General features: G+C 29.9%; 17 protein-coding genes and 1 pseudogene. 12 read left to right on the top strand and 6 right to left on the bottom strand.

The genetic code is table 11. The features are described 5' to 3' along the window. Nucleotides 1–8: 8 nt before the first annotated feature. Nucleotides 9–587 carry an adenylate kinase gene (locus AJ882_RS05580; protein ID WP_011049749.1) on the bottom strand — a complete coding sequence of 193 codons (579 nt, stop codon included), beginning with the start codon at nt 585–587 and terminating at the stop codon, nt 9–11. Next, nucleotides 584–2,335: an aspartate--tRNA ligase gene (gene aspS / locus AJ882_RS05575; RefSeq protein WP_011049750.1), complete on the bottom strand. Its 1,752-nt coding sequence runs from the start codon at nt 2,333–2,335 to the stop codon at nt 584–586. The genes AJ882_RS05580 and aspS overlap by 4 nt, the downstream gene beginning before the upstream one ends. A gap of 90 nt (nt 2,336–2,425) precedes the next feature. Here aspS and AJ882_RS05570 point away from each other — a divergent pair, with 90 nt between their 5' ends. The 12 genes from AJ882_RS05570 (at nt 2,426) to mrdA (ending at nt 13,203) form a co-directional block, all read left to right on the top strand. Further along, nucleotides 2,426–3,286 carry an NAD(+) kinase gene (locus AJ882_RS05570; protein ID WP_002852365.1) on the top strand — a complete coding sequence of 287 codons (861 nt, stop codon included), beginning with the start codon at nt 2,426–2,428 and terminating at the stop codon, nt 3,284–3,286. Next, nucleotides 3,286–4,809 carry an AAA family ATPase gene (locus AJ882_RS05565; protein ID WP_011049751.1) on the top strand — a complete coding sequence of 508 codons (1,524 nt, stop codon included), beginning with the start codon at nt 3,286–3,288 and terminating at the stop codon, nt 4,807–4,809. Before AJ882_RS05570 ends, AJ882_RS05565 begins: the two co-directional genes overlap by 1 nt. 105 nt (nt 4,810–4,914) lie before the next feature. Further along, nucleotides 4,915–6,159, top strand: coding sequence for a bile resistance response regulator CbrR (gene cbrR, locus AJ882_RS05560; RefSeq protein ID WP_002852330.1), 1,245 nt, complete (start codon nt 4,915–4,917; stop codon nt 6,157–6,159). Then, nucleotides 6,150–6,965, top strand: a complete 816-nt coding sequence (locus AJ882_RS05555; RefSeq protein WP_002852210.1) for a TatD family hydrolase — start codon at nt 6,150–6,152, stop codon at nt 6,963–6,965. Before cbrR ends, AJ882_RS05555 begins: the two co-directional genes overlap by 10 nt. Beyond that, nucleotides 6,965–8,083 (top strand): lytic transglycosylase domain-containing protein, encoded by a 1,119-nt coding sequence (locus tag AJ882_RS05550; protein WP_002852087.1) that lies wholly within the window; start codon nt 6,965–6,967, stop codon nt 8,081–8,083. The genes AJ882_RS05555 and AJ882_RS05550 overlap by 1 nt, the downstream gene beginning before the upstream one ends. Continuing rightward, on the top strand, nt 8,043–8,870 hold the full coding sequence (locus AJ882_RS05545; RefSeq protein WP_002852227.1) for a septal ring lytic transglycosylase RlpA family protein: 828 nt from the start codon (nt 8,043–8,045) through the stop codon (nt 8,868–8,870). Before AJ882_RS05550 ends, AJ882_RS05545 begins: the two co-directional genes overlap by 41 nt. A 5-nt stretch (nt 8,871–8,875) precedes the next feature. Then, complete coding sequence (locus tag AJ882_RS05540; protein ID WP_002866504.1) at nt 8,876–9,364, top strand: HAD-IIIA family hydrolase; 489 nt, start codon at nt 8,876–8,878, stop codon at nt 9,362–9,364. Beyond that, nucleotides 9,355–9,870, top strand: coding sequence for a hypothetical protein (locus tag AJ882_RS05535; protein ID WP_014517205.1), 516 nt, complete (start codon nt 9,355–9,357; stop codon nt 9,868–9,870). The genes AJ882_RS05540 and AJ882_RS05535 overlap by 10 nt, the downstream gene beginning before the upstream one ends. Further along, complete coding sequence (locus tag AJ882_RS05530; protein WP_002859586.1) at nt 9,852–10,313, top strand: LptA/OstA family protein; 462 nt, start codon at nt 9,852–9,854, stop codon at nt 10,311–10,313. Before AJ882_RS05535 ends, AJ882_RS05530 begins: the two co-directional genes overlap by 19 nt. Then, a complete protein-coding gene (yihA, locus tag AJ882_RS05525; RefSeq protein ID WP_002867727.1) occupies nt 10,310–10,906 on the top strand; it encodes a ribosome biogenesis GTP-binding protein YihA/YsxC in 597 nt (198 codons plus the stop codon). The genes AJ882_RS05530 and yihA overlap by 4 nt, the downstream gene beginning before the upstream one ends. Then, nucleotides 10,903–11,397, top strand: coding sequence for a membrane protein (locus AJ882_RS05520; RefSeq protein WP_002852364.1), 495 nt, complete (start codon nt 10,903–10,905; stop codon nt 11,395–11,397). Before yihA ends, AJ882_RS05520 begins: the two co-directional genes overlap by 4 nt. Then, nucleotides 11,398–13,203, top strand: a complete 1,806-nt coding sequence (mrdA, locus tag AJ882_RS05515; protein WP_014517206.1) for a penicillin-binding protein 2 — start codon at nt 11,398–11,400, stop codon at nt 13,201–13,203. A 120-nt stretch (nt 13,204–13,323) separates the two neighbouring features. On the opposite strand, the gene AJ882_RS05510 is transcribed toward mrdA, so the two are convergent. From AJ882_RS05510 to AJ882_RS09645, 4 genes and pseudogenes are all read right to left on the bottom strand, one after another. Next, the gene (locus tag AJ882_RS05510) at nt 13,324–15,114 is read right to left on the bottom strand and encodes an aminopeptidase P family protein (RefSeq protein ID WP_014517207.1); all 1,791 of its coding nucleotides are present in this window, start codon (nt 15,112–15,114) and stop codon (nt 13,324–13,326) included. Nucleotides 15,115–15,129: 15 nt separating this feature from the next. Beyond that, nucleotides 15,130–16,683 carry a peptide MFS transporter gene (locus tag AJ882_RS05505; RefSeq protein ID WP_002867729.1) on the bottom strand — a complete coding sequence of 518 codons (1,554 nt, stop codon included), beginning with the start codon at nt 16,681–16,683 and terminating at the stop codon, nt 15,130–15,132. Between the two features lie 198 nt (nt 16,684–16,881). Beyond that, nucleotides 16,882–17,561, bottom strand: a pseudogene (locus AJ882_RS09650) (oligopeptide:H+ symporter). 38 nt (nt 17,562–17,599) lie between these two features. Continuing rightward, on the bottom strand, nt 17,600–17,800 hold the full coding sequence (locus tag AJ882_RS09645) for a hypothetical protein (RefSeq protein WP_014517209.1): 201 nt from the start codon (nt 17,798–17,800) through the stop codon (nt 17,600–17,602). Nucleotides 17,801–17,808: the final 8 nt, after the last annotated feature.

The raw sequence follows: 17,808 nt of genomic DNA, 5'->3' as shown, positions 1-17,808 counted from the left end.
TTTTCTCCTTATATACTTTGAATTTTTTTAATCAGTTCTTTCATGTCTGCAACGATAGGTTCGATAGCGCGCTCTCCATCGATAATAAAATGAAGTTTTTTCTTTTGATAAAAATCTAAAATTTCATTTAAAGGTTCTGTATAAACTTTCATTCTATTGTAAAACACTTCTTCATTATCATCTGTGCCGCGATTTCTGCCTAAAACTCTTTCTTTGGCAACTTCTTCGCTTACTCTTACTTCTATGACGCCTTTAAGACAAATTTCATTTTGCTCACTTAAAACCTTATCAAATTCCATCATTTGCTCTACGCTTCTTGGATAGCCATCGATGATGATAGTTTTAGTTGGAGCAGCTTTTAGAGCACAAACTATAGTATTTATAACAACATCTAAAGGAACAAGATTGCCTTTGGAGATAAAACTATCTATAGTTTTTCCAAGCTCGCTCCCACTTGCTACTTCAGCTCTTAAAAGATCTCCTGTTGAATAGTGTGTAATATTTGTCGCATCTGCTTGTGCGATTAAACTAGCATCGGTAGTTTTTCCACTACCTGGTGCACCTATGATTAAAAACAATTCTTTCATTTTATATTCTCCCTTAATTTGATTCCTAATTCTCTCATTGCTTCATTGCTAGCAGGCGATGGTGCATCTGTCATTAAGCATTGCGCTCTTTGGGTTTTTGGAAAGGCTATAACCTCTCTTATGTTGTTTGCTCCTGTAACTAGCATGATGAGTCTATCAAGTCCTATAGCGATACCTCCATGTGGTGGAGCACCAAAACTTAAAGCATCAAGCAAGAAGCCAAATTTTTCTTTTTGTTGTTCTTCATCGATATTTAAAAGTTTAAATACTTTTTGTTGAATATCATTTTTATGGATTCTTATACTACCTCCACCTAGCTCAACGCCATTTAACACTACATCATAAGCAATAGATGAAATTTCTTCTAAATCAGTCTCATCAATATTTTTTGGCATGGTAAAAGGATGGTGCATCGCAGAATAACTTCCGTCATCATTTTGCTCAAACATAGGAAAATCAACAACCCATAAGAATTCCAAGGCATTTGGATCTATAAGTTTTAACTCGTTGGCTAAGAAAATTCTAAATCTTCCCATATAATCAAGCACGGTTTTTTTAGCTCCTGCACCGAAAAATACCACATCTCCTACTTCAAGCTCACAGCGTTTGCTTAGCTCATTTAAATCTTCTTCGCTAAAGAATTTGCAAAGTGGACCTTTAAGCCCATCTTCTTTAACTTGTATGAAAGCTAAGCCTTGGGCGCCAAATTTACGCACAAATTCTTCAAATCTTTGCATTTGTCTTTTTGAAAAAATAGTATCGCCTTTTGGAACGCGTATGGCTTTGATGCGATTTTTCTTTGTATCTTTGGCAATATTTGCAAAAATTTCATTATTTGACTTAGCGAAAATATCAATCACATCAATAAATTTAAGATTAAATCTTAAATCCGGCTTATCAGAGCCATAATTTTCCATAGCGTCTTTGTATTGCATTTGTCTAAAAGGGGTTTGAATTTCTTTGCCGCAAGCTTTGAAAATATCTTTTAAAAAAGTTTCAGCTACATTGATTACATCTTTTTGTTCGCAAAAACTCATTTCAATATCAATTTGTGTGAATTCGGGTTGGCGATCAGCTCTTAAATCTTCATCTCTAAAACATTTTGCGATTTGAAAATAACGATCAAAACCGCTACACATTAAAAGTTGTTTGAAAAGCTGAGGGCTTTGTGGAAGAGCATAAAATTCACCCTGATGCACACGAGAAGGCACGAGATAATCTCTTGCGCCTTCGGGAGTAGCTTTGGTAAGAATAGGGGTTTCAACTTCTAAAAATCCCATATTTGCCAAAGAATTTCTAGCTGCTATACAAGCTTTAGAACGCAAGGCAAAATTTTCATAAAGTTTAGGATTTCTTAAATCTAAAAAGCGATATTTTAAGCGTAATTCTTCATTTACACTTTCATCAGCGATAGCAAAAGGAGGTACGGCACTTTCATTTTCTATGGTAAGTTTAGAAACAACTACTTCGATTTCTCCTGTTTTTAATTTAGGATTTATAAGTCCTTCGCCACGCGGACGAATAGTGCCTTCTGCAATAAGTACAAATTCATTTCTTGCATTGGAAGCGATTTCATGAGCTTCTTTGCTATCATTTGGATCACAAACAAGTTGGATAATACCACTTCTATCTCTTAAATCTATAAAAATAACTCCACCATGATCGCGGTAGCTATTTACCCAACCGCAAAGTTTAACGCTTTGACCAACATGGGAAATTCCCAAGTCTGTATTATAATGACTTCGCAAATTTATTCCTTGAAAAAGATTTTTTAAGATAATGAGCAAAATTATAGTATTTTTATTCTTTTGCTTTGCTAAGATTTGATATAATTTTTTATGCAAAATAAAATAGATTATAAAAATATTAAAAAAATTGGACTTGTTACGCGACCCAATGTGAGTTTAGATAAGGAAATTTTAAAACTTCAATCGATTTTATCTATATATAAAGTTGAACTTGTATTGCTTAAAGAAAGTTCTGAAATTTTAGATTTGCCAAAGTATGGATTGGATGATTTGTTTAAAATATCCGATTTTGTTATTTCTTTAGGTGGAGATGGAACTTTGATTTCTTTATGCCGTAAAGCTTGTGAATATGATAAAGCAGTTTTAGGAATTCATGCTGGACATTTAGGTTTTTTAACAGATTTTAAAGTTGATGAAGCTGAAAATTTTTTTCAAGCTTTTTTTCAAGGAGAATTTAGAATAGAAAAGCCTTATTTGTTAAGTGTTTTTTTAGAAGATAAGCAAGGAAAAATTTTAGAAAAATTAGCTTTTAACGATGTGGTCATCAGTAAAAACAATCAAGCTTCTATGGCTCATATAGAAGTTTTTAGAAAAGAAAAGAAATTTAATGAATATTTTGGAGATGGGCTTATTGTTGCAACTCCTGCGGGTTCAACAGCTTATAATTTAAGTGCAAATGGGCCCATAGTTTATACTTTAGCTCAAGCTTTTATCTTAACTCCTGTTTGTTCTCATTCTTTAACACAACGCCCTATTGTCTTACCAAAAGGTTTTGAAATAGAGATTATGGCAAAGGATTGTATACTTTGCATTGATGGGCAAGAAAATTATAAAATGAATGATTTTAAAAGTATAAAAGTGGGTTTAAGTGATAAAAATGTGGCTTTAATTCACCCAAAAAATAGGGATTATTTTCAAATTTTAAAAGAAAAATTACACTGGGGAAATTGATGATAAATAGAATTTTTATGAAAGAAAATCTTGGTTTTAAAAAGGCTGAACTTGAAATTTCTAAAGGGCTTACCGTTTTTACGGGGCTAAGTGGAGCTGGAAAATCAGTTTTGTTTAAAGGAATTTTATCCGCATTTTCTTTGAGTGAAAGTGAGGCTAAAATTGTCGAAATAGAACTAGATGATAAGTTGGATTTAGAAAGTTTTGGTATAGAAAGTGAAGAGGAGAATGTTTTTAAGCTTTTAAAAGAAAAAAACACAAAATATTTTATTAACAATCAAAGCATAGCGAAAAAAAGTTTGCAAAATTTAAGTAAAACTTTTATTAAGTATTTAAGCGCAAAGGAAAATAACGAATTTGGAAATGAAAAATTTTTAAATCTCTTAGATGCCTTGGAGATGCAAGAAAATACAAATTTTGTTTCCTTTTTAGAAGATTTTAAAAAAGATTTTAATGCTTATAGTCAAATTTCTAATGAGCTTAATGCAATTTTAGAAGAAGAAAAAAAAGTAGAAGAATTAAAAGAACTAGCTAGAGCGCAAATTGAAAAAATTTCAAGCATTAATCCTAAAATAGGTGAGCATGAAGAGCTTTTAATACTTAAAAAAAAGCTTTCTAAAAAAGATAAATTAGAAGAAGCTTGGAGTAAGGCAGAGCGTATTTTTGAGCTTGAAAAAGTTGTTATTGAAGCTTTAAATTTAAGCGAAGTTGATGCGAGTTTTTTTAGTGAATGTTTGAATGAATTGCGTGTGATTTGCGAAAATCAAAAAATGGAAGATTTGGATTTTGATGTGGAGGCGCTTTTAGATCGCATTGAAAATTTATCCTATCTTATCAAGCGTTATGAAAGCATAGAAAATGCTTTAGAAGTTTTAAAACAAAAAAAATATGAGCTAGAGCATTATGAAAATTTAAGTTTTGAAAAAAAAGAACTTGAAAAAAAATTTCAAGAATTAAAACAAAAATTAGAAGAAAAAGCACAAATTTTAACTCAAACAAGAAAGAAAAACCTTAAAAAATTAGAAAAATGTTTAAATAATTATCTTAAAGATCTTTATATGAAAGATGCAAGTTTGACGCTTAAAGAAAATGAAAAAATTTCAATTTTAGGCAAAGATGAGATAATGCTAGATATTAATTTAGCTCATTTAAAAAATTTAAGTTCGGGTGAATTAAATCGCTTAAGACTTGCTTTTATAGCCACAGAATGTAATATTTTAAATACAGGCAAAGGGATATTATTTTTAGATGAAATTGATGCAAATTTAAGCGGAAAAGAGGCTATGAGTATAGCTAAGGTTTTAGAGGAACTTTCTAAGTTTTATCAAATTTTTGCTATTTCTCATTTGCCTCAACTTTCCTCTAAGGCACATAATCATTTTTTAGTTGAAAAAAATGGTGAAGAAAGTAAGGTAAAAAAGCTTGATCAAGAAGAAAGAATTAAAGAACTTGCTAGGATGGTAAGTGGAGAGCTTGTTAGTGATGAAGCGATCGAATTTGCTAAGAGCTTATTTAAGAATTAAGCGGATTTTTTATTTTGCTATGTTAAAATATATAACTATAAAAATTTCCTTTCTTTTGAAACAAATATAATAAAAAATTTTAGATATAAAGGTATTTTACACACTATGAATAAGAAAATTTTAATTATTGATGACAATAAAATGCTCGGCAAACTTTTGGCTAAAAAAATTCAAATGACTTTAGACTATGAGGTAGATATTGCTTTTGGTTTTGCTGAAGCTAAGGAGTTAATGAATAATGATTATTTTTTAGCTTTTGTGGATTTATGCTTGCCAGATGCCCCAAATGGTGAAGTTGTGGATTATGTTATAGAAAAGAAAATTCCTGCTATTGTTCTTACGGCTAGTGGTGATAAGGCTACTAAAGAAAAATTTATGGATAAAGATATATTAGATTATATTTTTAAAGAAAGTGAAACTTGCATTGATGAGATTATTAGTTCTATTGTAAAACTTAATCAATATGCAAAAACTAAAGTGATTTTAGCTATGAGCAAGCTACCTGAACGTAATGAAATTAAAAAAATACTTACTCAAAGACAATTTAATGTTTTAGCTGCAGCTCATGGTGAAGAAGCAATGAGTTATTTAAATGATAATAATGATGTTAAGCTTATTATAGCAGATGTCAATATGCCAGTAATTAGCGGTTTTGAGCTTTTGACTCAAGTAAGAGAACGTTTTAGTGACGATGAATTAGGTGTGATTCTTTTGGGGGATCATAATGATTCATTTGAAGCGAATTCTTTTAAAAATGGAGTTAATGAGTATTTGTTTAAGCCTTTAAGCAAAGAAAGTTTTAATTGTCGCTTAGATCGTTGTTTATCTTACATGGATGATAAAAAATTTTTAAGCACTTATAATGTTTTAGATCCTGTATCTGGGGTTAAAAATTATAATGCTTTAATCGATGGAATAGATGATTATTTTAACGAAATAGCAACAAAAGACGAGGAATTTGCTTTTGCTTTCTTAGATATAGATAATCTTCAAATGATTAACGATGAATACGGCCGTGAAGTTGGTGATGAAGTAATTAAAATCTGCGCCAATGAAATAGTTAATGAAACTAAAGGAAGAGATCTTGTAGGTAGATATAGTGCAGAAAAAATTTGTATTTTACTTAAAAATATATCTCAAGAAAGAGCGATTAAAATCTTTTCTCGTATACGAGTAAATATAAAAAAGGCTGGTGTTTTGGTTAATTTAGATGAAGTCTTTTTTACAGCTTCTATAGGCGTGGTTTTTGGAAAAAGTGGAGATAAGATTGATTCTTTGGTTGATAAAGCAAGTAAAATATTGTCTCAAGCAAAAGATAATGGCAAGGATAGAGTTGAAGTATGTTCTTAAATCTTGATTTTCAAGATGGTTTAAGGATTGTTGATACACATTGCCATCTAGACAGTGAAGCATTTAAAGATGATTTAGATGAAACTTTAAATCGTGCTTTTAAAAATGGTATAGAGAAAATCATCATACCTGGTGCTGATATAAAAGATTTGCCCTATGCAGCTACAATTGCTCATAAATATAAAAATATTTTTTTTGCAGCAGGGGTGCATCCTTATGAAATTGATAATTATGATGAGAAAATTTTAAGGCAGTATTTATGCGATGAAAAATGTGTAGCTGTAGGTGAATGTGGGCTTGATTATTTTCGTTTTAAAAGTGATCTTGCTGAAGAAATTCAAAAAGAAAAAGAAAATCAAAAAAAGATTTTTATCGCACAGCTTGAACTTGCTATTGAATTTAAAAAACCTGTTATCATTCACTCAAGAGAAGCAAATCATGATACCTATGAGATTTTACATGGGTATTCTAAGGATCTTGTAGGAGGAGTTTTACACTGCTTTAATGCAAGCGAACATTTGCTAACTCTTTTTGAAGATGGATTTTATTTTGGTATTGGGGGAGTTTTAACTTTTAAAAATGCTAAGAAATTAGTTGAAATTTTACCTAAAATTCCAAAAGATAGACTACTACTTGAAACTGATGCTCCATATCTTACTCCAGAGCCTTATCGCGGTAAAAGAAATGAACCTTTGTTAACTCAATTTGTAGCAAACAAAATGTGTGAAGTATTGAATTTATCAAGAAAAGAACTTCTAGAAATTTGTTTTAACAATTCTGAAAAATTATTTTTTAAAGGTTATTAATGAAAAAAATTTTATTGTGTTTTTTAATATGTTTTAATTTTCTTTTTGCACAAATTAATACTCCTGAATTTTATGAAAGACAAATGAATGTTTTAAGAAATTTAGATATTAATCCAAGTTTTATCAGTGATTTGATTTTTGTGCAAACTCAACAAGATATAAAATCAAAACATGCTCAAACTTTAATAGATAGTATGCAAAATTTTTCAAAAGTTACTCCTATGATAAGAAAAATTTTAGCCCAGCAGGAAGTTCCTGATGAGATTTTGTATCTAGCTATGGTTGAATCAGGCTTGAAAACTCATAGCGTTTCTAATGCCAAGGCTGTAGGGGTTTGGCAATTTATGCAACCAACAGCTAGAAATTTGGGTTTAAGAATCGATGCTTATGTTGATGAAAGGCGTGATCCAGTCAAGTCAACTTATGCCGCTACAAATTATTTAAAAGAGTTAAAAGAAGAATTTGGCAAATGGTATTTAGCACTTTTAGCTTATAATTGCGGAAATGGCAAGCTAAGACAAGCTATCAAGCAAGCAGGAAGTGATGATTTAAGTGTTTTATTGAACCCTGATAAGAAATATCTTTCTTTAGAAACTAGAAATTTTATAAGAAAGATTTTAACGCTTGCTTTTTTAGCTAATGATAGGGATTTTTTACTAGATAAAGATGCGTCTTTAATGAATTATGCTTTAAGCAATGAATTTGCAAAAGTTGATGTGCCTTCTTCTGCATCTTTAAAAGAAATAGCTAAAAATTTAAATATGGATCTTGCAACTTTTAAGAAATATAATCCACAATTTAAACATAATTTTACGCCTCCTGGTAAAGGGTATTATATGTATATACCACTTAATAAAGTAGCATTTTTTGATAAAAATTTTAAAGCAGAAAAACTTGCGAAGGTTGATACAACTATACCTATGACAAGAACTTATACCGTTAAGTCTGGTGACTCTTTATATAAAATAGCAAAAAATTATAATATAAGTGTTGATGAAATTCGAGAATTCAATAAAATAGCAAAAAATCATCTTAGTATTAATCAAAAATTAATTATACCAATCAAGGAGAATAAAAATGCAAATAAAAACAATTACACTAAAGTTGTCAGCCGTTAGTCTAGGGGCTTTATTTTTTAGTGGTTGTTTAGGCACTAGTTTTTTTTCTAGCTTGGATAATGCTCAAGTGTATTATCCTTCAAATGATTTTAAAAGCAGTCCTAGTTCTTCAGGGACTAAAGGAACGATGAAGCCTTATACTATCAATGGTAAAACTTATTATCCTACTGTTGTAGCAGTAGGCGAAACTGCTGATGGTATTGCGAGTTGGTATGGGCCAGGCTTTCACGGCAAGAAAACCTCTAATGGCGAAACCTATAATCAAAATGCTTTAACCGCGGCTCATAAAACTTTACCTATGAATACCATCTTAAAAGTAACCAATCTAAATAACAATCGTCAAGTTACCGTTCGTGTGAATGATAGAGGTCCTTTTGTAAATAATCGTATTATAGATTTATCAAAAGGAGCTGCTAGTCAAATTGATATGATTGCTTCAGGAACAGCTCCAGTAAGGCTTGAGGTTATAGGGTTTGGATCAAGTAATTCGGGTAATAATATTGTACATTCTAATGTAAACTATGGAAATAGTGGAGAGATTGCAAATAATGGACAAATTTATGAAGGTGGAAATTTCATGGTTCAAATTGGAGCCTTTAAAAACCCAGCTGGAGCACAAACGATAGCAGCAAGATATAAAACTTATAGAACTTATAGCTCTACTATACGCACAAGTTCAGTGGATGGGTTAAATCGCGTTTTCTTAACAGGCTTTAGAAGTGAAGATGAAGCAAGGGATTTTGCTGCAAGTGGTGCATTTGCAGGTGCATTTGTTGTAAGAGAGTAGAAATTATGACAGAATTGATTTTTTTGGATGTAGATGGCTGTTTAACTGATGGAAAAATTATTTATACTTCTAATGGAGAATTTATTAAAGAATTTGATGTAAAAGATGGAGCAGCTATCGAGGCTTGGCTAAAGCTTGGTAAAAAAATTGCTATTATTACAGGTAGAAATTGTCCTTGTGTTGAAAAAAGAGCTAAAGATTTAAAAATAGAAATTTTATATCAAGGCATCAAGGATAAGTTAGCTTGTGCAAAAGAAATTTTACAAAAACTTAATTTAGATTTTTCTCAGTGTGCGGCTATTGGGGATTATTTTAACGATAAGGCTTTGCTTGAAAGTGTAGGACTTAGTTTTAAGCCAAAAGATGGTCATAAAGATTTAAATGTAGACATAGTGCTTAGCAAAAAAGGTGGTAAGGCTGCTGTAGCACAGATGATAGAAATTTTAGTAGAAAAAAATCATCTAGAAGAAGAATGGAATAAGCTTTGGCTATAAAAATTTTTGGAATTTTAATTGCTCTTTTTACAATTACTTTTACGATTTTAAGTTTGCAAGATCCATATTCTTTGAATTTGCAAACTAATGCTTTAAATTTTAAAAATATTGAGGCTAAAAATTTGAAAGCTTATGAGAGTAATACTAGTACAATTAAGGCATATTATAAGGCAAATTCTTGGGTGAGATATGCAGATAGAGATGAATTTAATGATTTTATTACTTTAAATTTAGATTTTAATCTTAGTGCAAATCGTTTAGAATTTTTTAATAAAGATATGAGCAAGGTTTTATTTGAAGGAAATGTTACTTATATAGGTGCTAATAATGTCAAAATTATTTCCCAAGAGGTAGAATACGAACCTAAGAATAAAGTTCTATATATAAATACTGATTTTAAAGCTCTAATTAATGGAAGTATTATTAACGGAAATGCTTTAAACTATGATGTAAAAAACAAAATTTTAAATATCCAAGGAGTAAATGCGTGGTTGCAAGACAAATAATTTTATTGTTAGCTTGTGTAAGTGTAACTTGGGCAACTCAAATTGAAGTAAAAGCTTTAAATTTTTACTCAGATGAAAATAAGGGTGAAAGTATTCTTAGTGGAAATGTAGAAGTAATTAGAGGTGATGATATTTTAAATTCTGAAAAATTGATTATTTATACGGATAAAAATCGCAAACCTATTCGTTATGAAGCAATGCAAAATGCTAGGTTTAAGATTGTTTTAAAAGGTAAAACTTATAAAGGTAGTGGAGATAAATTTATTTATAATGTTATTAAAGATACTTACGAGATTAATGGTCATGCTTATATAAATGAGCTTGGAAGCAATCAAAAACTTTTTGGTGATAAAATAATAGTCGATAGAAAAGCTAATATTTATCGAGTGGAGAGTAAGGATCAAAAACCTGCTCGTTTTGTATTTGACCTTAAAGACAAATGATAATTAGTGCTAAATTTATCACTTCTTTAGTGAAATTTGATGAGAATTTGAGCTCAAATTTTAGTGAAGTAGCATTTTTAGGGCGTTCTAATGTCGGAAAAAGTTCTTTAATCAATTCTTTGTGTAAACAAAAAAATTTAGCCAAAAGTTCGGCAACTCCTGGAAAAACTCAGCTTATAAATTTTTTCGAAGTAATTTGCAAAAGAAATGAAGAAAAATTTAATATCAATTTTATCGATTTGCCAGGGTTTGGTTATGCAAAGGTTTCTAAAAATTTAAAAGAAATATGGAATCAAAACTTAGATGAATTTTTAAAATTAAGAACCTCGATAAAGTTATTTATACATTTAATCGACTCAAGACATACTCATTTAGAGATCGATGTAAATTTAAATGACTATTTGAAAAGATTTTTACGACCTGATCAAAAAATTTTAAAAGTTTTTACCAAATGCGATAAATTAAATCAAAGTGAAAAAGCTAAGTTAAAAAATGAATTTAAAGACTCTATTTTAGTTTCAAATTTGAATAAATTTGGCCTTGATTCTTTAGAAGATATTATTATCAATCAAACTTTAGGTCTTGATAAATGAGAAGAAATTTAAGTGCTTATAAAGCAAAATTTAATGGAGCTTATGTCTTTTTAGGATTTTTTTTTCTAATTTATCAGATTCTTGGTTCGACTTTTGTATATACCCCGTTACTTTATGGGATTTTTTTCTGTTATATGTTTTGCTTATTAGAAGAGAGAGAGAGAACTTTTTCAAAGCTTGATTTTAGATGGTATTTTTCTTTATTTTTTTTATTTTTTACTGATATAACTTATAATTTTTTTATTTTTTCATCTTGGTTGGCATTTTTTATTTTTTATTATCTTTGTGCAGATTGGATTAAGACAAATTTAAAAATTGGTAAATTTATCCCTGTTGTTTTTGTGCTTTGTGCTTACGGCATTATTTTGTTTTTGGATATGATATTGTCTTATATTGGAGATGAAAAAATTAAAATTTTAGGATGGGCGTATATTGTTTCAGTTTTTATAGAATGTTGTTTAGCTTATGTGTTTTTTAAAGGTAAAATTTAAATGAGAATGCGTTTAGTTGTTGGATTTATACTATTGTTTTTTATATTTTTATTAAGTCGTGTGTATTATTTGAGTATAAAATCAAATGTATATTATGAAGAGCTTGCTAAACAAAATGCCATAAAAACTGAATTTTTACCACCTGTTAGGGGTCAAATTACAGATAGAAATGGAACTTTATTGGCTATTAATGATTTGGGTTTTAGTATTTCTATTAAACCTTATTTAAGTATTAAAAAGTCAAATAAAGGAATTTTAGATAAAGAATTATCTGAACTTACAAATTTATTTCCCGATTTAAATGCTAGTAAATTAGCAGAAATTTATAAGAGAAATGATTCTTACTATAATCAAGATTTTATTAAAGTTGTAGATTTTATACCCTACGATGAGATTATTCCGCATTATTCAGAGTTAAATCTTAATAAAACAATAAAAATAGATCCTGTTGTAAAAAGAAAATATCCTTTTGGAAAATTGGCTTCGCATATTATTGGGTATGTAGGTAAGGCAAATTTGCAAGATGTTCAAGAAAATGAAATAGCAAAACTTTCTAACTATACGGGAAAAAGCGGTATAGAACGCTATTATAATGATATTTTACAAGGAGAAAAAGGAACTAGGGTTTATAAGGTTAATGCCTTAAATCAAGAAGTAGAACAGCTTTCTTACACTCCTGCTATGTCTAATGATATAGAACTTACGATAGATATAGAGCTTCAGTCTTATTTAACTTCATTGTTTGAAGGGAATGCTGGAGCTGCTATAATTATGAATGTAAATGATGGATCTATTTTAGCTGCAGGGAGTTTCCCTGAATATGATCTTAATCCTTTTGTAACAGGGATTTCTTTTAAGGATTGGGATGAGCTTTCAAATAGTCTTGATCATCCTTTTACAAATAAACTTATAAATGGATATTATCCTCCAGGTTCTGTTGTAAAAATGGGAGTAGGGCTTTCTTTTTTAAATTCTAAAAATATTAGCCCGTCGACTCAATATGTTTGCAATGGAAGCATTGAGCTTGGAGGCAGGTTTTTTAGATGTTGGAATCGATCAGGCCATGGACCTGTGGATTTAAAACATGCGATAAAATATAGTTGTGATGTTTATTTTTATAATGGCAGTTTGCAAGTTGGAATCGATCAAATAAGTGAAACTTTATCTCGCATTGGCTTTGGAACGAAAACAGGGGTAGATTTACCTAGTGAATTTGTAGGAACTTTACCAAGCAAAGAATGGAAGATGCAAAGATATAGACAATCTTGGTTTCAAGGTGATACTTTAAATACAGCCATAGGTCAAGGTAATTTTCTTGCAACACCTATGCAAATTGCTAGATATACGGCTCAAATCGCAAAAGGTGGAGAGGTTATACCTCATTTTTTAAAAAGCATAGAAAATAATAATACAACTATAGAAAATCAAATGGATGAAAATAAAAAAGAAATTTTTACTTTATTTGAAAAGAGTCAATTGCCTTATATAAGAGATGCAATGTATGCCGTTGCCAATGAGCAAGGAGGAACCTCTTATCGTTATTTGCATAATCTTGATGTGAAAGTTGCAGCAAAAACAGGAACCGCTCAGGTTGTGGGATTTTCACAAACAGATAAAAATAGGGTCGATGAAAAACAATTTGAGTATTATACTAGATCTCATGCGTGGCTTACTTCTTATGCTCCTTATTCTAAGCCAAAATATGTAGTTACCGTTCTTTTGGAGCATGGTGGGAGAAATATTACTTCAGGGGCAACTGTAGCTAAAATTTATCAAAAAATGATTGATCTTGGATATTTTAAATAATTTTTAGTTGTAAATTGAGTTTTTCAAAAAAAACTTTTTTAGCAATTGGTTTAAAAACCTTGTATTAAATAAATTATAAGTTTAATACAAGGAAAATTTATCTATATTAACAAAAGTATCTTAAAAGATGGCTTTTGTTCTTTTTTCAAGCCAAACTAGAGCTTTTGGATAATCACCTAGCTTAGGAGAAAGTTTTTCAAATACTTCTTTGTGGTAATTGTTTAACCACTCTTTTTCTTTTTCATCTAACATTTTTGTATCAATACAAGATATTTCAAAAGGACAAAGAGTAACAGGTTTAAAGTATAAAAACTCACCAAAATCTTTATTTTTAGGATTTTCTACTTTGGTATGAATAACTAAATTTTCAAGTCTTATACCCCATTTACCTACTTTATAAATACCTGGTTCTATGGAGGTTAGCATACCTTCTTTGGCTTTTGTTTTTTCAAGCACAGGGGATAGATAAGATAAAACTTGTGGACCTTCATGGACATTTAAAAAATATCCCACGCCATGTCCTGTGCCGTGTATATAGTCAATTTGTTCTTTCCATAAAGGTGCGCGTGTGATTGCATCAAGTAAGGGCATAGCTATATCTTTTGGAAAAATTGCACTGGAAATGGCAATATGTGCTTTTAAAACCAAGGTATAGTCATGAATTTGTTCTGCATTAGCCTTTCCTATTGGTACAACGCGTGTAATATCTGTTGTGCCGTTTTTATATTGTCCACCAGAATCAATAAGTAAAAGCCCATCTTTTTTAAGATAAGCAAAACTCTCTTTTGTGGCTTTATAATGTGGATATGCTGCATTTTCGTTAAAGCCTGCTATAGTGGCAAAACTATCACTTATGTAGTACTTGCTTTGTGCTCTAAATTCGCTTGCTTTAACATCTATGTCTAATTCGCTTATTAGTTCTTTATTTTCTATCGCTTCTTCAAGCCAGGCAAAAAATTTACATAAAGCCACTCCATCTTCTATCATAGCATCTTGTATATGCGCTATTTCTTTTGTATTTTTAGCTGCTTTTAAGTGAGTGCTTGGATTAATTTCTTGAATGATTTTTACGCTTTTATCTAAAGAATTTATGAGTAAAGCGGTCATTTTTGAAGGTTCAATAAGCAAATTTGTATTTGCAAGTTTTTCAAGCTCCATGATGATTTCATCATAATTTTTAAGCCAAAACCCATCTAAATTTAATTTTTTTTCAAGTTCTGAATTTACTTTTTTCTGATCAACAAAAAGCAAGGCTTTGTCCTCCAAGATTAGCAAATGACTTAAAAATACAGGATTATAATTTACATCATTCCCTCTTAAATTTGTAAGCCAAGCTATATCATCAAGGCTGGAGATTAAATGAGAGGTAACATTTAAATTTTTCATTTTTTGATGCACTAATGCTAATTTTTCTTTTCTTGAGTAAGAGCAGTATTCTAGTTCGTGTTCATAAATTTTTTCTTGTGGTAAAGTGGGACGATCTTTCCAAAGCGGACTTATCAAATCTATATGTTTTAAATTTGCCTTGCAATTAATCTTTAAATCTTTTTGCAAAGATAAAGGTAAAAGTGCAAAATCGATGCCTAAAATTTGATCTTCGCTTAAATTTTTTTCCAACCATTTGGTAAAAGTATTTTTAGCATCTTGCTTTTGTAAAAGTATGCCACTACCTTCTAATTCCTTTTGTGCTTGAAGCCAATATCTTCCATCTACCCACAAAAAGCCCTCTTCTTGTGTGATAAGAACTGTTCCAACAGAACCCTTAAAGCCACTGATAAAGACTCTGTTTTTGTAATATTCTGGTAAATATTCGCTCAAATGCGGATCCGCGCTTAAGATGAGATAGGCGTCAATATTATTTTCTTTCATTAATCTTCTAAGTTCTAATACTCTTTGTTTGTAAATACTCATATTTTCTCCTTAATATTAATTTTTTAGTATTTTATTGATAGGTTTTTTGAGTATAAGTAAAATTATAACAGCACCAAGTAATATCCACATACATTGGTAAAATAAATTTGGCAAATAAGCTATATTTTCTTCACTTGCTTTACCACCTATGAATCCAGCTAAAGCATTGCCTAATGCACTTGCTACAAACCAAAGTCCCATGACTTGAGATTTAATTAAATTAGGTGCAATTTTTGTCATTATAGAAAGTCCCACAGGGGAAAGGCAAAGCTCTCCTAAAACCATAAGCAAAAAGCTACTGACAAGCCACCAAGGTGAAACTAAAATAATTTGTGATGAATTTTCTAAATTTTCTCTTAATGTATTAGCATCGCCATTTAAACTAATTGCATGATTTGAAGCTAAAGCCATTATTAAAAATGCCAAAGCTGCACCCAAAAGTCCTAATGCAAATTTAATAATAGATGAAATTTCTTTATTATTTTTGGCACATATAGTCCATATAAAAGCACTAAAAGGTGCAAAAAGTATAACAAATAAACCTCCAAGAGATTGAAACCATATTGTAGGAATTTCATAATTTAATATGGTTTTATCTGTTAATTTTTCTGCAAAAAAATTAAAAGAAGTGTATTGTTGCTCATATACTGACCAAAATAACGCAGCCGCTAAAAATAAAACAATAAAAATAATTAAATTTCTTTTTTCTTCTATTTTTAAAGAAGTAAAAGCGAAAAGATATAAAAAATAAATTCCAGCACAAGCTAAGATAGTTAGAATAATATTTTTATTAATAACTTGTGCATCTAATTTTATAAAACCACCAAGGATTAAAAATATTGCTCCAAGCAAAACAATACCTGATACAATGATGATGTAAAATGCGTTTTTGCTTTTTTTGCTTGGTCTATCCCAAGTAGAGTCTATGCCAACTTTTTCATCAAATTCTTTTAAATCAGGCATAGTTTTTAGGTAGAAAATAATTACCGCTAAAAGCATACCAATCCCACCTGCACCAAAACCAAAATGCCATCCGTATTCTTTTTGTAAAAAGCCGCAAATTAAAGGAGCTACAAAAGCACCAAAATTAAAGCACATATAAAAAAGAGTAAAACCAGAGTCACGCCTTGCATCATTTTTTTTATAAAGCATTCCAACCATTACAGAAGCACAAGTTTTAAAAAGTCCTGTACCTATAACCAAAAAAACCATACCAACAAAAATCATTTTATTGTTAAAATAAGAAAAGGCTATGCACAAATGTCCAAATGCTATAGTTAAAGCACCTAGTAAAATTGCTCTTTTTTGTCCTAAGTAATTGTCCGCAAGCCATCCACCTGGCAAAGCAGCAAGATATAAACAACTTGCAAAAATTCCCATAATTGCACTTGCTTCTTCAGGTTTTAAGTTCATTCCACTTTTTTCAAAACTTGCTATCATAAAAAGGTAAAGCAAGGGACGAATTCCGTAAAAAGAAAATCTTTCCCAAAGCTCAGTAAGTGAAAGAGATAAAAGTGGTTTTGGATGTCCAAAAAATGAAGTATCTAAATTTTTTACATTTTTACTCAATTTATATCCTTTGTGTATTTTTATTTATAAATTATAGACAAGAAATTAAAAAATATGTATAACTTTGTAATATTTTTAAATGATTTATATCATAATGTTACTTTTTTGCAAATATAAAAAAAGAAATATTAAGATCAATTTTAAACTTTGGTGTATTTTGTATTTTAAGTTTAGTTAGATAATTGCTTATTTTTTTTGTTAAGATGGTTTTTTAGCAATAAAAAGCAAAAGTGCTACAACAAAAAGCATCCACATGCATTGTCTAAAAATATTAGGAAGTTGATCGATGTTTTTAATATTGACATTTCCTCCTATAAGTCCTGCAACAAAATTTCCAAGCGCACTTGCTACAAACCAAAGTCCCATGATTTGATTTTTGATTAAATCAGGGGCAACCTTAGCCATTATAGAGAGTCCAATAGGAGACACGCATAGTTCCCCAAGTGTTAAAAAGAATATACTTATGATAATCCAAGCCATGGATATTGGTAAACCATTGTTGTTTATTAGATTTTGTGAAGCAAAGGTCATCATCATAAAGCCAATACCGGCAAATAATATTCCTAAAGTAAATTTTCCAATGGAAGAAAAATATATATTTTTTTCTCTAAAAATATCCAAATATAACTTGCTATAGGAGCAAGTATGATGATAAAAATTGGATTAAAAGATTGAAACCAGTTTGTTGGAATTTTCCAATCAAAAATATTTCTATTTGTAAAATCTTGCGCAAAAAGATTATAAGCGGTAGGGTTTTTGTTTAAAAGTACTCCAAAAAAAGTGGCTGCAAAGAATAAAACAATTAAAATTATTAATTGTTGTTTCTCTCTTTTATTTAAGGCTTTAAAAACAAAAAGATATATGAAATAAATTACCAAGCATAGTAAAATTACAATTAGAAGTTTTTTTGATAGTATTATATGGGATTAATATTTACAAGATTAATAAACATTAGAAAAAATCCAATAATACTTAACAAGCTTATACTTAGTATAAGAGTTAAATTTTTTACTTTTTTAAATGGTTGTTCCCAGTTTTGCTTTAAGGTGCAATTTTTATGAAATTCTTCAAGCTCAGGGACAGCTTTAAAATATAAAATAAGCAAAGAGATTAGCATACCTAAAC

Origin of the sequence: Campylobacter sp. BCW_6461 (genome assembly GCF_001762735.1) — a bacterium.
Lineage (GTDB): Bacteria > Campylobacterota > Campylobacteria > Campylobacterales > Campylobacteraceae > Campylobacter_D > Campylobacter_D jejuni.
The sequence above is the reverse complement of the archived record's forward strand: the minus strand, read 5'-3'. Positions and strand labels throughout refer to the sequence as shown.

Excerpts from the sequence above, each read along its gene's own strand:
- AJ882_RS05580 (WP_011049749.1), bottom strand. The coding sequence starts at position 587 with ATGAAAGAATTGTTTTTAATCATAGGTGCACCAGGTAGTGGAAAAACT.
- AJ882_RS05570 (WP_002852365.1), top strand. The coding sequence starts at position 2,426 with ATGCAAAATAAAATAGATTATAAAAATATTAAAAAAATTGGACTTGTT.
- AJ882_RS05565 (WP_011049751.1), top strand. The coding sequence starts at position 3,286 with ATGATAAATAGAATTTTTATGAAAGAAAATCTTGGTTTTAAAAAGGCT.
- cbrR (WP_002852330.1), top strand. The coding sequence starts at position 4,915 with ATGAATAAGAAAATTTTAATTATTGATGACAATAAAATGCTCGGCAAA.
- AJ882_RS05555 (WP_002852210.1), top strand. The coding sequence starts at position 6,150 with ATGTTCTTAAATCTTGATTTTCAAGATGGTTTAAGGATTGTTGATACA.
- AJ882_RS05550 (WP_002852087.1), top strand. The coding sequence starts at position 6,965 with ATGAAAAAAATTTTATTGTGTTTTTTAATATGTTTTAATTTTCTTTTT.
- AJ882_RS05545 (WP_002852227.1), top strand. The coding sequence starts at position 8,043 with ATGCAAATAAAAACAATTACACTAAAGTTGTCAGCCGTTAGTCTAGGG.
- AJ882_RS05540 (WP_002866504.1), top strand. The coding sequence starts at position 8,876 with ATGACAGAATTGATTTTTTTGGATGTAGATGGCTGTTTAACTGATGGA.
- yihA (WP_002867727.1), top strand. The coding sequence starts at position 10,310 with ATGATAATTAGTGCTAAATTTATCACTTCTTTAGTGAAATTTGATGAG.
- AJ882_RS05520 (WP_002852364.1), top strand. The coding sequence starts at position 10,903 with ATGAGAAGAAATTTAAGTGCTTATAAAGCAAAATTTAATGGAGCTTAT.
- mrdA (WP_014517206.1), top strand. The coding sequence starts at position 11,398 with ATGAGAATGCGTTTAGTTGTTGGATTTATACTATTGTTTTTTATATTT.
- AJ882_RS05510 (WP_014517207.1), bottom strand. The coding sequence starts at position 15,114 with ATGAGTATTTACAAACAAAGAGTATTAGAACTTAGAAGATTAATGAAA.
- AJ882_RS09645 (WP_014517209.1), bottom strand. The coding sequence starts at position 17,800 with ATGCTAATCTCTTTGCTTATTTTATATTTTAAAGCTGTCCCTGAGCTT.